Below are 15,077 nucleotides of genomic sequence, written 5' to 3'. Positions count from 1 at the left end.
TATCTCGCAATGTTTATAATAGTTTGTTGAATTATATGTTATGTTAAAGGAAAATGTTTTTATCTCAAATCTTATTTGTATCTTTGCCAACTCTACTGGGATGATAAAACCAAAATCTATTGTATTACGTAATTAAATCAAACAAGAAAATGGCTACAATGAGCGTAATCTCTTGGGCAAATCTATGGCAGACTCCTCTGCAGTTTATTAATAAAAGGAACCGACTTAATAGTCTCCTCTCTTGGAGAAGAGTTGCAAGTAAGGGCGTGTCAATACTCTTTGCTTGCCTGTTGTTAGGTCAGATGGCTAATGCACAGAACTTTAGAACCTTACGAGATGTGAAGGTAAACGAGACAATACTTGACCTTTCGAAAACGAATTGTACGGTGATACCACGCAACGCAATGCACTCTTGTCATCGACTTATTTCTCTCATCCTCCCTACAAAACTTGATTCTATCGGTAGTCAAGCGTTCTTTGCATGTGATGGGATTGGTGGGGAACTCTCTTTCCCCGCAACGACACGTGTCGTAGAGGCCTCGGCCTTTAATGGATGTCGTCAATTGACTGGATTGAACTTCGGTGGCACTACTCGTATAGGGGCCTTTGCTTTCGCTAATTGTAGAGGATTGCGTGAGGTACGACTTTCAGCTGTCATTCCTCCTGTTTGTGCTGACAATGCTTTCGATGGTATTGACCTTAGTCGTGTGAAATTGATAGTCCCGACACAAGCAAAGAAGGCTTATCGTAACGCATCGGGCTGGCGTAACTTCTTCAGCCATCACGAAACGAAGAATGTATGCGACCCAGAGCATCTCCTTGTACCCCGTCCACTGAAGTTGGAGGTATATAAATCCAAGCTTGCTCTTCAATGGAAAGATGTTGCTGGGGTAGAGGCTCCACAGGAACTGAGTAACGAAAAGATGCAAGCAGAACGTATCCTCGGTGAACGAACAGTCTATAAGAAGAGGCATAAAGCTGGTCCGATGGTGCGTCTTGTACTCGACAAGTCGCTTACCAATGATGAGGCTTATACCTTACAGGTGAACGATAAGGGTATAACGATTAAAGGACGCACACCTGCAGCGGTATTCTATGGACTGATGACACTCGAACAACTCTGTATAGGTAACGGTGTTTCAGCCCGTTCGATACAGCTTCCTTCACTCTATATAGTCGACCAGCCCCGTACGGCAATCCGTGAGTTAATGGTCGACCCAGTGCGCCATTTCATCCCATTCAATGACCTAAAGGGATTTATCGTAGAGATGGCACGCTATAAGTTCAATGCTCTCCACCTTCATCTTGTTGACGATCAAGGATGGAGAATAGAGATAAAGAAATACCCAGAGCTTATAGAGAAGGCCTCCGACCGTGTCGGTATGGATGATATGCCAGAGCGTATTCGTGGCTATTATACCCAAGACCAGATGCGAGAACTTGTTCGTTTTGCATCGACCTATCATGTCATGGTGATACCAGAGATTGAACTTCCTGGTCACGAAGTGGCTGCTGTCCACTGTTTCCCACAACTGTCTTGTACAAAGAAACCAGTCCCTATCCGCTTGACTTGTGGTGTGAGCAATGAGTTGCTTTGCCCTGCAGAGCCATTTGTCTATGAGTTTCTCGATAATGTCCTGACTGAGTTAGCCGATGTGTTCCCTGCCCCATACGTCCATTTAGGGGGTGATGAGGCTGGTCAGCCGCCTTTGGGTGCATGGTCAGATTGTGCTGCTTGTAAGGCATTGAAGCAGAAAGAAGGATACACAGAGAACTGGCAGTTGCAGCAATATCTATTTGATCGTGTGATTAATAAGCTGCAGTCGTTGGGTAAGACACCGATGTATTGGTATGAGCAGGAGTTTAAGACGATTCAACCGGGCTGTGTGGTCTATGCTTGGCGACATGGTTTGACGAAGACAGCCATTGATGCTGCCGTACGCAATAAGGCTAAGATTATGCTCTGCCCGGGCGAGCACTGTTACCTTGACTATCCACAGCAGCGAGGCGATATGCCCGAGAAGAACTGGGGAATGCCGGTCACTACGCTCGAACAGACCTATCGTCTTGACCCAGCATGGGGGCAGGATAGCGTGTTTGTACGTGACAATCTGCTCGGTGTGAGTGGTACGCTTTGGAGCGAATGTATCAACTCCACGGAGCGTATTTACTATCAAGCTTTCCCACGTGCAGCCGCTTTGGCTGAAGCAGGATGGAGTGTTCCTGAACATAGAAATTATAAGGAGTTCCTCACACGAGTTCGTCCGCTGGCGGATGATATGCTTCGTCGTGGTATTGCAGTAAACGTAAGATAGAGTGTTGATGAGTGTTGTCAGTCTGTAAAAAGAAAGTCTTTACGATGACGACATACCGTTATAAATAAAAGTATCATCACGAAGGTAATGAATTATTCTTCGTGATGATAATTATTTTTCTTCATGAAAAAAAATATTTCTTGTCGTGAAGAAAAATATTTTTTTTCATGAAAATAATTCGCTAAAGGTTCAGACTTACACCTGCAACGACCCATGCGCCTGGCTGTGGAACGTTCCCATAGTCAACGTAATGAGCCCCAAATAGATTGTTGGCTTCAACGTATGCGGTCCATGTTGAGGCTTTCCAACTCATTCGACTGTCCACAACTCCATAGCTCTTATACCTTTGTAGCTGGTTGTTGGTGTCGATATAGTTTCCCATTCGGTGTTGGAAGCGATAGTAGAAACCAAGATCAAGGTTGCGCCAGAGGTTCAACTGAAGATTGCTGACAAACTTGTTCTTCAGATATTCCAACGCATACTTACTCACATAACCTTGATTATCAACCTTCTTCTGGTGGATGTAGCTATAAGCCACGCCAAACTTCTTAAAGAACTTTTGGGAAGGAAGAAGCTGATAGAGGTCGAAGTCGAGTGAAGCCTCGGTTCCGAAATGCTTTATCTTACCGAAATTTACACTCTTCCATAGTACTGCTCCGTTGGCATCTAATGTTCCATCACTAATCCAGTCGATAAGGTTCTTGTGATTGTTCCAGTAAAGGCTTGCCTTAGCAGTGACACCTTTGTTGTCGTATTTCACACCTGCCTCGAATGCAGAAAGTTCTTCCGGACGGAGATGCTTGTCGGCTTTATGACCGCCAACAGAGTAGAATAGCTCGGTGAAAGACGGCATGCGGAGTGATGAATTGTAGGAAGCATATAACTTCCAAGCGTCTCCAATGCGATAACTTGCGTCAACGCCTGGGTAAACATGCATTGGCATGTCTGCCTGACTGTTCTTGACAGCCGTCAAGCCAGCTGACAGCGTGAAGCGGTCAAGGATGATATTATGCTCAAGAACAAACTGAATATTCGTGCGATTTAGCCCTACGGTGTAGTCTCTGTCAGTCCCGTGGATATGCTTTGGACGAGAGAGAGGTTCGCCAAGGTTACCACTGACGAGGTCTTCATTGCGTAGTTCTGCTGCGAAGGCAGTACGTCCAAGGTTCCAATCAAAGTAAGCATTGAGGTTAACACCATATATATCAGTGCGATGATAGTTGAATGGATACTTGTTGGCAGCACCTCGGAAGAGTTCGAAACGGTCCATATTGCGGTTCCAATAGATAGAAGGACGGATATGGAAGCGGCCTCGGAGGTTCTCAGCTTGAATGGCTGTGAAGGTCTTGAAAGTGTGTTCAAACTGGTCATCGTACTTTGCTGAATAGAAAGTATTTGATCCAAAGTCTTTCAGACTCATACCTGCATGCCAGCGTACGACCATGTCCTCATCTGTATAATTTCCTTGATAAAAGGCCTTTGCAGTGCGGTAGTCGGCATTGAGGTTGCCCGCCTTGTTACGAAGATAGCCATCACTGCGGGTGTAAGAAGCTGATAGCTGATTGTTCCAGTGGTCTTTCGATGCAATATTACCACGTACGCCAGCACTGAGATAGCCGTAGGAACCACCTTCAACATGGGCAGAGAGACTTGTTTTTTGTGGTGTTCTGGTTACGATGTTTATAGCACCTAATAAAGAAGATGTACCATAAACGCGGGCTGCTGGGCCCTCAAGGACTTCTATTCGTTCGATTTCACTGATGTCAACAGGGAAGTCAAAGGAGTTATGTCCTGTCTGTGCATCACAGATATTAATACCATTAAGGAGGACAGTGATTTGTTCTGAGTTGCCACCACGGATACTTATGTCGGTTAAAGCACCTATTGGACCCTTCTGTCGGACGTCAACACCGACGGCATACTTCAACAAATCGTTTACACTTTGTACTGGTGCCGCTTGGATATCCTCACGACTTAGTACAGTTACCATTCTCGCCTGCTGACTTACTGTCAGTGGTGCTCGTGTTCCTGTCACGTTCACTTCCTGCATCAAGACACCTCGGTTGGCGAATGTTGAGTCTGTCTCTGCCTTCTCAGTCTTAACGCTAATGCCCTTGGCTGTAGCGTTCTGTAAGGTAGCGACACTCAGTACACCAATCAAAACCTCCTTGCCAAGAACGGCAAAGAGCGAGTAGCCGTGATTAGAGAAGCGTTTGAACTTCAGAACACTGCGCTTTTGATTTTTTGGTTTGTACATATTTTATAATTAAATAAAAGGTCGGAAGGGTAAAAGACCCTTACCGGCAAAACGAGTGCAAAAGTAATAAAACTTTTTTGAAGAGCGTGGGTAAATCGATAATTATCAGCTTTTATGCAGGTAAGACATAGAAAAAAGCATCGTTTATGTATGTTATATTTGAGATTTTTACTACTTTTGTAGGCAATTAATTATCGAAGTAGAAAAACGATTAATTGCACAATGAAAGCATTACGTGACCGTATCCTAAAGGATGGAAAGTGTTTCCCAAATGGTATCTTGAAGGTAGATAAGTTTATTAATCACCAGATGGACCCTAATTTGATGAAGCAGATTTGCGTGGAGTTCATCCGCCGCTATGCATCAACAGAAATCAATAAGATTATCACAATAGAGGCGAGTGGAATCGCACCAGCCATTATGATGGGTTTTCTCCTTGACCTTCCAGTGGTCTTTGCGAAGAAGAAGAAACCCTCAACGATGGGTGACATGCTTTCAACAACGGTCTTCTCGTTTACGAAACAAAGGGAGTATCATGTCGTAATCTCCAAGGAGTACCTTGGTAAAGGTGATAAGGTGTTGTTCGTAGACGACTTCTTAGCATACGGTAATGCGGCAAAAGGGATTATAGACCTTTGTAAGCAGGCTGGCGCAGAACTGGTTGGTATGGGCTTCATTATAGAGAAAGCATTCCAACATGGGCGTGAGGTGATTGAGGCGGAAGGCGTTCGTTGTGAGAGCTTAGCTATCATCGAGTCGCTTGATAACTGTGAGATTAAAATGAAAGAAGTATAAATAAGGTGGGCTTGTGTGCCCACCTTTCTTATTATATAATGTAGTCTTCTCCTATTTATATAGTAGTTTGCTTCTATTTATATAGTAGTCTTCTCCTATTTATATAGTGGTCTTCGTCTTGAAGGAGTGTCTTTTGGAATTATAGAAACGTCTTTTAAGTGACTCCTGCATATATACTCAGTTAGTGTAAAGATAAACTTTGGTAGAGCCAAAGTTGCTATCTTCGTTTTATAAAAGTATGGTATCTTACCTTCAGTTATAGTATTTAATAATAGAAAAGAATGGAAAAGTCAAAGGAACTTATCTATGGTCTGAATGATCGTCCACCGCTTCGTGAAACCGTCTTTGCTGCTTTGCAGCACCTGTTAGCCATCTTCGTAGCCATTATCACACCTCCTCTCATCATCAGTTCGGCGTTGAAATTCGACTTGGCGACCACTGGTTACCTCGTGTCAATGTCTCTCTTCGTGTCAGGCTTGGCTACTTTAATTCAGTGTCGTAGGTTTGGTCCGATTGGTGCTGGTCTCCTTTGTATTCAAGGAACGTCCTTCTCTTTTATCAGTCCAATCATAGGAGCAGGTATGCTGGGTATGGTTAATCATAAGATGAACGTCGAGTTAGGCCTCAGTTACATCTTCAGTGCCTGTCTCGTAGCTTCTGTTGTAGAGATGGTTGTGAGTCGTCTCCTACCTTATACACGTAAGATAATCACGCCATTGGTGTCAGGTATTGTCGTTACCCTTATCGGTATGTGTCTTATTAAGGCTGGTATCAGCTCCTGTGGAGGTGGTCAGACGGCCATAGATAACCATACATTCGGTTCTATGCGCTACCTTGGTCTGGCCTTGTTGGTACTGGTGAGCATTATATTCTTCAATCGTTCAAGCAACAGATTCCTACGTATGGCGTCCATAGTATTGGGCTTACTGATAGGTTGTGTGGCTGCTTATGCACTCAAGATGATAGATTTCTCAACGCTTAAAGGTAGTGGTGGGATTATTATCCCAACCATTTTTAAATATGGGTTTAGGCTTGATTTGGGTGCAGTCATAGGTCTTGGGCTCATTTACCTTGTAACGGCAGTTGAAGCTTATGGCGATATTACAGCCAACTCGCTTATCTCTGGCGAGCCTGTTGAGGGTCCTGTCTTCTTGAAGAGAGCACAGGGTGGAGTGTTAGCAGATGGTTTCAACTCCTTATTGGCCGCTGTCTTCAATAGTTTCCCTAACTCTATCTTTGCCCAAAACAATGGTATGATACAGCTTACGGGCGTTGCCAGCCGTTATGTGGGCTATTTCATTGCAGGTGCATTAGTACTCTTAGGACTCTTCCCTGTGGTTGGTAGGGTGTTCTCACTTATCCCTGCTCCTGTTTTAGGAGGTGCTACCTTGTTGATGTTCGGTACTGTTGCCGCTGCAGGTATTCGTATCATTGCTTCAACAGAGATTACTCGTAAAGCAGTGTTGGTTATGGCTATTAGTTTTGCTATGGGTCTGAGCGTAGAGTTAGTACCTAATATACTTGATAAGATGCCCGCTATGATTAAGACAATCTTCTCAAGTGGTATCACGACAGGTGGCCTTACCGCTATCATTGCCAATGCTCTTATCCGTATTAAGGAATAGACAACAATGATGCTTAACGACAGTGAATCTATCGCTATTCACGTGTTCTCAGTAGATGAAAGGCAGCTGTAGGGAACAGTGTTGTGGCTGTTTTGTAATGAAGAACAGCCTCCATTTCGAATAAAGAAATCCTGTCTCAGAACACTTTTATCCCCTAAATACTGCTGCAAAAAGCATATTTTTTAATAATCTTTCGGTACATTCTCCTTTTTAATGTTTATCTTTGCAAAAGATAGAAGGAGAATGTACCGATTGCATTTCTCCATGAACTTAAATAGAGAACTCCTTAGAAAAGAAAAGTAATAAGGCTATGTCAGATCAAAAAAAACAACATAAATTTAGAAAGTCGTTGACCTTTAAAGTCCTTTGTGGGCTGGTTGTCCTCTTGGTCTTAGGGTTAGTTTATAATTTCATTGTGGCTGCTGACGATGCTCCCATGACTGAAGAAGAGCAGGAAGAGGTGCAACAACGTAACGCAGATAGGGACACGATTGATATTGTCGGTAATTATCTTTGGCCAGACATGAAGCCTTCAAAGGAAAAGGAAACGACCGATGAGGATAAGACAGCTGATGCTGAGAAAGATAAGAACGCTAAAGACGAAAAAGGCAAGGCCTCATCTGAGAGGGAACAAACGACCCATCATGATGCTCCTATTGCTGCTCCAGCACCAGACGTAGCTCCTTCTTCTGATCTTCCTGCCAAGCAGACAGCTCCATCTATTGAGAAGATGGATGCGCCAAGGATAGAGAAGATAGAATAGTCTGACGACTTTTAGATTTGAAAAAAAAGTCTTTAAGGTTCATACATTCACTTTTTTATGTTCGATATATCGTCTTGTAAACATGTTCTGGAGCTTCTTGGACAAATGAGAGTGGATTTATAACGACTTAAAAGAAAGAGAGGTAGACAATGAAACGGTTATTTTTATTTCTTTTTGTAGCGGTCCTTATTGCAGGTTGTGCTACTACCTATTATGATTCCGAAGGTAATCCTGTACCAAAGGAGAAGATGAATCAGTTGCGAACCGCTGCTGTGAAGGCTCACTTAGGAGAGCATCGTTATCGCATCTTCGTCGATCGTATGTATCCAATGCGAGGTCCTGCAGTCTATTTACAGTATGACTGGGGGATGGAGGTGAGCGGTGACTCTGTCGGTCTCTTTCTCCCTTACTTCGGTAGAGTCTACCAAATTCCTTACGGACGCGGCGGAGGCTTGAGTCTTGTTGAACCTCTAACGAGTTATAAGGAAGAACCGATGAAGGACGGACGGCGCATCTTCATGACAACACGTAATGATTTTGAGAGTTATCAGATAGTTCTTGAAGTATTCGACAATGCTACTGTCTCACTTATCGTCAACCCCAGTGGAAAGGAGTCTATCAGCTTTTCTGGTGTGATGGAGCTTAATGATGTTTTTACACCAAAGGGTCAAAAAGCAAGTAAGAGACGGCAGACAACATTTATGAAATTATGATTAATCGACTTTATACTTTGTTCCTGTCACTGTTCGTAAGCCTTGTGGCCTACGGACAGACGGCAGGAACAATTGCATCTAAGGATGCTATGCTCTATGAGACGTCGCGTCATCTGTATGAGAAGGGTAATAAGCTGACGATTGTCTCTAAGGATTTGGAATGGCCAAAGGGCTTGAGTGGTTCTGTGCTGACCGAGTTACAACAGTATCTTACGGCCTTCTTTTTTGGACGGGCATCAGATAGTTATGATGCTGGGTGGAAGAAGTTCGAGTCCTTACAAGGTAAAGAAGTGCATGCGATAAAGGACGATACGGGGACAGAAAGGCGTTATTATGATATGGGTTTGCGCTGTCTATGGTTAGAACAGGGACGGTATGTGTCTTTCCTTGCCCGTCTGGAGGAGCGTAACGAGACAAGGGTTATTACGCAAAAGTATTCTTATTTCACCTTTGACCTTATTAATAAGAAGGTGTTAACACAGAAGGATGTGTTCAATCAGACACGTATGTGGCAGGATGCTAACATTCGTAGTCAGTTCTGTGAACTATTAGATTATATGGCGAACACGCATACAGCAGACTCGATAGACTGGGATCACCTTCCTAATCAGTTTGCTTTGGAAGGACAAAACATACGCTTCGACCTCGGTGTAGACAAGAGTGGAGGGGTTTATTCAGACGTGACTGATGATATGGTCGACGTACTTTTCTCTAAAGACTTTAAGCGATGGATGAAGCAAAAGGTATCAACCGAAGGCAATACAAATCTTCCTATGGAGGCTGTATATACTACTTTACCTACTGACTCGGTGTTCCCTGAAGTATTGCCACAGTTTCAAGGGAATGTAGCGGCCGCTATTGGGCAGAGTCTTTCTTATACGAGTATTACTCCCGAAACGACTCCTGTGAATAAAACTTTCGTCTCTTTTATTGTCGATTTGGATGGTTCATTGAAAGATATCACCTTTCTAACGGTTAATAACATCGAGTTAAATCGTGCTATTGCAGCAGCTCTTCAACTGTTGACAGGCTGGAAACCTGCTATGCACAATGGTAAACCTGTGGCTTGCAGATATAACCTCCCGCTTATTCTTCATTTCCAATAAGCGTCGTTATAAGCTCCATAATGATTTGTTTCATTTGTTGTCTTCGGTGGAAATAACGGCAAACAAGCTGCTAAACGGGTACAGTTTGGGGAGTAAAAATGTGTATTCTTTGTGATTCTTCATTATCAGAAGTGAAATATTTTCATGACAAGAAACATTTATTTTCATGAGTGGAAATATTTATTTTCATGAAGAAAAATATTTTTTTTCATGAAAATAATTTGAAGAAGGGGAGGGACAAGTCTTTTTCTGTTGGACTTGTGACTTATAGTCTTCCTTTAGAAGACCCATTGAAGACGGTGGTCTTAGCCCTATAAGTGCCACTATAATGGCATAGTTGTCGGTCCTCTTGGGGCTTACTTAGAATTGTGTATAGATGAAAGGTTGAATACTATGGTGACTGAGGTTGATTACCAACTGCAGAATAACAGCAAAGATACACAGCTTCACGAGCCATGAAGAATTGATAAACTTACTTTGTAGCCAGTTATAGTCAGCCTCTCGGATGCTATGAAGTTCTAAGCTTATGAGTACAACGGCCAACCATAGTGGGTATTCCATTAGGAAGGTGTAGGCATCTGAGAGGCTGATAGTATGCAGGATATTGCTGATTAATGTCGTAGCAGTCGTTATGTCCGCCGCACGAAAGAATATCCATGCAAGGGAAACATAGCTAAACGTAATAAACCAACTGATACCTTTTGTGTATTTATTGTCTGGTATCTTATCCAATCCATTGTTTCGACAGAACTTATGAATGACCAGTCCAATACCATGAAGTACACCCCATACGACGAACATCCACGATGCGCCATGCCAAAGACCAGCCACAATCATTGCTAAGAAGCTATTGAGGTAGGTGCGTAGTTCGCCTTTCCTGTTTCCTCCCAATGGGATGTAAAGATAGTCACGGAACCATGTGGAGAGGGCTATATGCCAACGATGCCAGAACTCAGTGAGGTTCAGACTCTGATAAGGGAATCTGAAATTGTCTTTTAATTCGTATCCCATCAGTGCAGCAACACCAATGGCAAGGTCGCTATAGCCTGCGAAATCGAAGTAAATCTGTACTGAGAAACCTAATACACCCATCAGGTCACCGAAGCCACTTTGGCTTGCTGGGGCATCAAAAACAATGTTATTGTATTGTGCGATATAGTCGGCTATGAGGGCTTTCTTTATTAATCCGCAGATGATGAGCCATAGTCCTTTATAGACAAGGCGGTCGTCGACCTTGTTTCTCGGCGTTTGAACCTGTGGAAGTAATACCTCAGCACGGGTGATAGGACCAGCGATAAGGAGTGGGAAAAAGGTAAGGTAGAAAGCGTAGTCAATGAGTTCTGCTGTCTTGGGATAGCGCCCCTTATAGACATCAACGGTGTAGCTGATAGCTTGAAAGGTGAAGAAAGAGATACCGACAGGCAGCAGCATCTTCTCAGGAGAGAAGTTACTACGTAGGAGTTCATGGAATATCTCAAGGGTAAAGTTTGTGTATTTGTAGTAGAGTAGGGGTATTAACTCTGATAGAACGACGAGGGCAAGTCCGATTTTACGCACTTTTCCCCGTTTTAAACGCATCATAAAGCGAGTGAGATACCATGAGCTAATGGTGATGATAGGCAATAGCCACATCAATATTCCATTCGCTTTGAAAGCAAAGAAAAGGCTGAAAGCAATGACGTAGACCTTGGTCCACATCGGTCGATAGCGGTTTAATCCGATGTAAATAGCGAAGAAAACAAGGAAGGAAACCATGAAAGGAAATGTACACAGCGACCAGTTCTTGTCTTGTGAAGACAAGAAATCGAATAAGGCGGTTGTCAGCTGTGTTATCTCTGCCATTTATCAATCGTTTAAGTGCTGCTTCTTTCCTATTTAATAACCCTCGAAGGAAGGTTGTAAAAGCTTTGTATTCGTAGCCTTATGATGGGCTTTGGGTTTATTAAGTAGCAGTGGGTTGGCACACTCCTTACTCCTAATAAACTTCGCAGCGGTATCCATCCAGTAGGCTGCTGCAGCCCAGGTAGGGTGATAATGGTCGCTACCTCTTTTGAGTTTAAGGTTACGACTGTCGAAGAAATGGCCCTTCCCGACATTCTCTTCTATAACATCATTGATGCCAGTGTCGCCGTTCCAGTTAGAAGGACTTATCCATACGAAGGGGAGATTACCTAACTTTTTTACCAACTGCTGTACGTATTGCGTGCGATTGGCAAGGTCGTTGATGAATAACTCATTACTTCCAAGACAGATAAGGACGTAGGTTGGCTTGTATTCTGCAATGAAGTGCTCTAATGTTTGGGTTGTTCCCCAGCGCTCAGTAGTAGAACTATACCAGATGACGGTATATAGTTTATGGCCGTTCTCACCTGCATAATCACCCAACCTACGTGATAGTCCTTCCACCATAGAGTCTCCTATAAAAAGGATAGTCTGGTTGCGACGCACCTTCTTAACGGTATGCTTTATGGGTTTTGACCTCTCAATAAGTGGTTGACTGAGGTTGGCAAGGGTAATTTTGCGGATGGTATAGCTGCCCAAAGTTATCTCTGTTGGGATAACGGCATAGACAATAATGGCTGCCATGACAGCAGCCATCAAGAGTAATGTCTTTATCTGGGCCTGCATACGAGCGTCTTATTTCAAGGTGATCTCTATAGGACAATGGTCGCTTCCCATAATCTCTGTATGAATCTTGGCGTCTTCAAGGCGGTCTTTGAGACGTTCTGAGATAAGGAAATAGTCGATACGCCACCCCGTGTTCTTCTCTCTTGCACGGAAACGATACGACCACCAAGAGTAAGTAACCTGCTCTGGATAAAGGGTACGGAAGGTGTCGATGAAGCCATTACTTAGCAATTGGGTCATCTTCTCACGCTCTTCATCTGTGAAACCAGCATTCTTGTGGTTGGTCTTTGGGTTCTTAAGGTCTATCTCCTGATGGGCAACATTCATGTCACCACATACGATAACGGGCTTAATAGCATCGAGTCTGTGAAGATAAGCTTGGAAGTCATCTTCCCACTTCATGCGATAGTCCAATCGACGAAGCCCGTCCTGTGAGTTCGGTGTATAGACGGTTATGAGGTAGAAATCATCCATCTCGAGTGTAATCACACGTCCCTCATGGTCGTGCTCATCAATATCAATACCGTAGGTGACGTTCAACGGCTTATGCTTAGTGTAGATAGCGGTACCAGAATAGCCTTTTTTGTCAGCGTAATTCCAGTAAGATTCATAACCAGGAAAGCTGAGGTCGAGTTGTCCCGCTTGCATCTTCGTCTCTTGAAGACAGAAGAAATCAGCGTTTAAGTCCTTGAATTGTTGCTCAAAGTCTTTCCCTACGCAGGCGCGAAGCCCGTTTACATTCCATGAAATAAACTTCATTGTATTTCTTTCTTAGCTGTTATTCTTAATTTAATCTTAATGAACTTGTTGTTGTCTTATATCTTTCTCCCTGTAAGAGAAAAGCTGACAGGTGTGTCAAAGTCGTCCTGTTTAGTTGCAGTTGCGTGTGCCTTGTCTATTCTCACTAAGCTGTTTATAGTGAATTGTATTGCCATCTCTGATCTACTCATCGTGTAGCTATTATAAAACAGATTATTCCTATAGGCAACAACGCCTGTTAACTCGTAGGTTTCACCACCTACTGTTACATCAAACTTGAAGTTAGGCGATAAGTTGAAAAGCACGTAGTCATCTTGTAGTAGGAGTGTTGTAATATAGAATTTTAGGGGTGCTTTCTTCGCATTCAGCAGGGTTGTGTACAGTGGAGATGACGTATTCTTTGATACACCATTCGCTAACAAATTATAAGGAAAGTCGTTAACTATAATAGTAGAGTTCTTGTTTGCTGTCCAAGTGACTATTGTCAAGACTGAGTTGGGTGTGTTATTATCAGTTCTCAAAGTGCCATTATAGGTGCCGACCATGTTGTTGAGCGCTTGTTCCGCAGTCTTTTCTGCGTCAGGAATATTGTTGTCTTTTGAACAGCTTGCCGTAAACAATGTTATCACAAGTGCACAAATGGCTATCATTGTGGCTTTTATAGTCTTTCTCATAACTTTGGGTTTTAAGTTTATTGTTTATTTCTTCTATATTCTCTTGGTCTCACCGCGTAGCAAGTCCATAAACTCGTTGCGGGTCTTACTTGATTCAAACACACCGCTATAAGCACTTGTTGTGGTGATAGAGTTCTGCTTCTCCACACCACGCATCTGCATACACATGTGCTTTGCTTCGATGACAACCATCACACCTTGTGGCTTCAGCGTATCATTAATACACTGCATCACCTGTTCCGTTAGGCGTTCCTGCACTTGTAAACGATGTGAGAAGATATCTACAACACGTGCTATCTTGCTCAAACCAGTAATATATCCTTTCGGAATATACGCCACATGAGCCTTCCCATAGAACGGTAGCATGTGGTGTTCGCACATAGAGAAGAAGTCAATGTCTTTGACTATAACCATCTGATTATACTTCTCTTCAAACAAGGCATCGGTCAATACTTTATGTGGGTCTTGTGTATAACCACGCGTAAGTACCTGCATTGCCTTTGCAACACGCATTGGAGTCTTTTCCAAACCTTCTCTTTCTGGGTCTTCTCCTAAGAGAGTAAGCACCTGGTTGTAGTGTGATGCGAGTTCGTCTAACCCTTCTCGGAATGGTGATTCAGGAATCATATTATTATAGTTTCTTGTTAATTGTATATGTTCTGGTCCTTCGCCCTATTAATAAAAGGTAGGACCTTTAGTTACTTACGACCTGAGATGTCTTAATGGTTACCATCATACGGACTACATTGGCATGTGGATAACCCTCTGTACGAAGCGTCCGCATAATCTTCTTAGCTGCATTATAGTTAGTGAAATTACCCACAAGACACATCCAACGGGGCGAATAGAAATGTACGTAAACGGGCTGGTCTGGGAATAGCTCCTTGGCTTTCTGACCAGCCTTGTCAGCCTGTTGATGAGCAATACGAGTGTTACCACCACTATAAACTTGTACTCGGAAGCCTCTAACCTTCTGTGTTCCTTTCTTAATACGTTTGGTCACAATCCGCGTCTCGTCTACTTCATCCCATGAAGGGACGTGCGGTCTTCTGACTAAACGTTTGACCATCTTGGTCCTAACTGGTTGTAAGGTGCTGTTGTCAGGGCGTGCTATTTCTGGTTTATGCTCGTTTAGCTTCGGGACAGTCAGCTGTCTCGTGTCTGGTGTCTTGATAGCTGGACGTGCGCTCTCGTTTTGACTCTCTACTTTCTGTCGGTCTTTATTATTTTTCTTTGAAGCTTTCTTACCATTCACCAATGCGTCAATCTCGGCACTCTGTGATACCGTTACCGACCCTTGGGCATTAGCAGCCACAATGGAAGTCAGCATAAGAACTATGATTGTAAGGAGTCTTTTCATTCTTTAGTCTGTGATAAGTGAAACAGAGGTTGTATCAAAGATGCCAAGGGTTGTTGACCGAGTGACAGATTGATACAGCCTC

At 43.3% G+C, this 15,077-nt stretch carries 13 protein-coding genes; 6 read left to right on the top strand and 7 right to left on the bottom strand.

Annotated features, from left to right (window positions below; all coding sequences use genetic code 11):
- Positions 1–149: 149 nt before the first annotated feature.
- The gene (locus tag AXF23_RS07190) at positions 150–2,315 is read left to right on the top strand and encodes a family 20 glycosylhydrolase (protein WP_107624832.1); all 2,166 of its coding nucleotides are present in this window, start codon (positions 150–152) and stop codon (positions 2,313–2,315) included.
- Positions 2,316–2,496: 181 nt separating this feature from the next.
- Here the strand turns inward: AXF23_RS07190 and AXF23_RS07185 are convergent, their stop codons facing one another.
- Positions 2,497–4,572 (bottom strand): TonB-dependent receptor plug domain-containing protein, encoded by a 2,076-nt coding sequence (locus AXF23_RS07185; protein WP_107624831.1) that lies wholly within the window; start codon positions 4,570–4,572, stop codon positions 2,497–2,499.
- Positions 4,573–4,794: 222 nt separating this feature from the next.
- On the opposite strand from AXF23_RS07185, the gene xpt reads away from it, so the two are divergent.
- From xpt to AXF23_RS07160, 5 genes are all read left to right on the top strand, one after another.
- Entirely contained in the window at positions 4,795–5,367 is a 573-nt protein-coding gene (gene xpt / locus AXF23_RS07180; RefSeq protein ID WP_009012297.1) for a xanthine phosphoribosyltransferase, read from the top strand.
- 281 nt (positions 5,368–5,648) lie between these two features.
- Positions 5,649–6,992, top strand: a complete 1,344-nt coding sequence (locus tag AXF23_RS07175) for a nucleobase:cation symporter-2 family protein (RefSeq protein ID WP_089365566.1) — start codon at positions 5,649–5,651, stop codon at positions 6,990–6,992.
- A 310-nt stretch (positions 6,993–7,302) separates the two neighbouring features.
- Complete coding sequence (locus tag AXF23_RS07170; RefSeq protein ID WP_107624830.1) at positions 7,303–7,755, top strand: hypothetical protein; 453 nt, start codon at positions 7,303–7,305, stop codon at positions 7,753–7,755.
- A 149-nt stretch (positions 7,756–7,904) separates the two neighbouring features.
- Entirely contained in the window at positions 7,905–8,468 is a 564-nt protein-coding gene (locus tag AXF23_RS07165) for a DUF4251 domain-containing protein (RefSeq protein ID WP_107624829.1), read from the top strand.
- A complete protein-coding gene (locus AXF23_RS07160; protein WP_107624828.1) occupies positions 8,465–9,574 on the top strand; it encodes an energy transducer TonB in 1,110 nt (369 codons plus the stop codon). The genes AXF23_RS07165 and AXF23_RS07160 overlap by 4 nt, the downstream gene beginning before the upstream one ends.
- A 360-nt stretch (positions 9,575–9,934) precedes the next feature.
- Here AXF23_RS07160 and AXF23_RS07155 read toward each other — a convergent pair whose 3' ends face one another.
- The 6 genes from AXF23_RS07155 to AXF23_RS07130 all read right to left on the bottom strand — a co-directional run bounded on the left by AXF23_RS07155 (position 9,935) and on the right by AXF23_RS07130 (position 14,995).
- Positions 9,935–11,416, bottom strand: a complete 1,482-nt coding sequence (locus AXF23_RS07155) for an MBOAT family O-acyltransferase (protein ID WP_107624827.1) — start codon at positions 11,414–11,416, stop codon at positions 9,935–9,937.
- Positions 11,417–11,449: 33 nt separating this feature from the next.
- Entirely contained in the window at positions 11,450–12,202 is a 753-nt protein-coding gene (locus tag AXF23_RS07150) for an SGNH/GDSL hydrolase family protein (RefSeq protein WP_107624826.1), read from the bottom strand.
- A 9-nt stretch (positions 12,203–12,211) separates the two neighbouring features.
- On the bottom strand, positions 12,212–12,961 hold the full coding sequence (locus tag AXF23_RS07145) for an exodeoxyribonuclease III (RefSeq protein WP_107624825.1): 750 nt from the start codon (positions 12,959–12,961) through the stop codon (positions 12,212–12,214).
- 56 nt (positions 12,962–13,017) lie between these two features.
- The gene (locus tag AXF23_RS07140; protein ID WP_107624824.1) at positions 13,018–13,635 is read right to left on the bottom strand and encodes a DUF4840 domain-containing protein; all 618 of its coding nucleotides are present in this window, start codon (positions 13,633–13,635) and stop codon (positions 13,018–13,020) included.
- Between the two features lie 33 nt (positions 13,636–13,668).
- Positions 13,669–14,262, bottom strand: coding sequence for a GTP cyclohydrolase I FolE (folE, locus tag AXF23_RS07135; RefSeq protein ID WP_107624823.1), 594 nt, complete (start codon positions 14,260–14,262; stop codon positions 13,669–13,671).
- 67 nt (positions 14,263–14,329) lie between these two features.
- The gene (locus AXF23_RS07130; RefSeq protein WP_107624822.1) at positions 14,330–14,995 is read right to left on the bottom strand and encodes an SPOR domain-containing protein; all 666 of its coding nucleotides are present in this window, start codon (positions 14,993–14,995) and stop codon (positions 14,330–14,332) included.
- Positions 14,996–15,077 lie beyond the last annotated feature (82 nt).

It is taken from the genome of Prevotella sp. oral taxon 313 (assembly GCF_003043935.1).
In the GTDB taxonomy this organism is placed as follows: domain Bacteria; phylum Bacteroidota; class Bacteroidia; order Bacteroidales; family Bacteroidaceae; genus Prevotella; species Prevotella jejuni.
The sequence above is the reverse complement of the archived record's forward strand: the minus strand, read 5'-3'. Positions and strand labels throughout refer to the sequence as shown.

What these genes read in the sequence shown, in the direction of transcription:
- AXF23_RS07190 (WP_107624832.1), top strand. Translation starts at nt 150, where the DNA reads ATGGCTACAATGAGCGTAATCTCTTGGGCAAATCTATGGCAGACTCCT.
- AXF23_RS07185 (WP_107624831.1), bottom strand. Translation starts at nt 4,572, where the DNA reads ATGTACAAACCAAAAAATCAAAAGCGCAGTGTTCTGAAGTTCAAACGC.
- xpt (WP_009012297.1), top strand. Translation starts at nt 4,795, where the DNA reads ATGAAAGCATTACGTGACCGTATCCTAAAGGATGGAAAGTGTTTCCCA.
- AXF23_RS07175 (WP_089365566.1), top strand. Translation starts at nt 5,649, where the DNA reads ATGGAAAAGTCAAAGGAACTTATCTATGGTCTGAATGATCGTCCACCG.
- AXF23_RS07170 (WP_107624830.1), top strand. Translation starts at nt 7,303, where the DNA reads ATGTCAGATCAAAAAAAACAACATAAATTTAGAAAGTCGTTGACCTTT.
- AXF23_RS07165 (WP_107624829.1), top strand. Translation starts at nt 7,905, where the DNA reads ATGAAACGGTTATTTTTATTTCTTTTTGTAGCGGTCCTTATTGCAGGT.
- AXF23_RS07160 (WP_107624828.1), top strand. Translation starts at nt 8,465, where the DNA reads ATGATTAATCGACTTTATACTTTGTTCCTGTCACTGTTCGTAAGCCTT.
- AXF23_RS07155 (WP_107624827.1), bottom strand. Translation starts at nt 11,416, where the DNA reads ATGGCAGAGATAACACAGCTGACAACCGCCTTATTCGATTTCTTGTCT.
- AXF23_RS07150 (WP_107624826.1), bottom strand. Translation starts at nt 12,202, where the DNA reads ATGCAGGCCCAGATAAAGACATTACTCTTGATGGCTGCTGTCATGGCA.
- AXF23_RS07145 (WP_107624825.1), bottom strand. Translation starts at nt 12,961, where the DNA reads ATGAAGTTTATTTCATGGAATGTAAACGGGCTTCGCGCCTGCGTAGGG.
- AXF23_RS07140 (WP_107624824.1), bottom strand. Translation starts at nt 13,635, where the DNA reads ATGAGAAAGACTATAAAAGCCACAATGATAGCCATTTGTGCACTTGTG.
- folE (WP_107624823.1), bottom strand. Translation starts at nt 14,262, where the DNA reads ATGATTCCTGAATCACCATTCCGAGAAGGGTTAGACGAACTCGCATCA.
- AXF23_RS07130 (WP_107624822.1), bottom strand. Translation starts at nt 14,995, where the DNA reads ATGAAAAGACTCCTTACAATCATAGTTCTTATGCTGACTTCCATTGTG.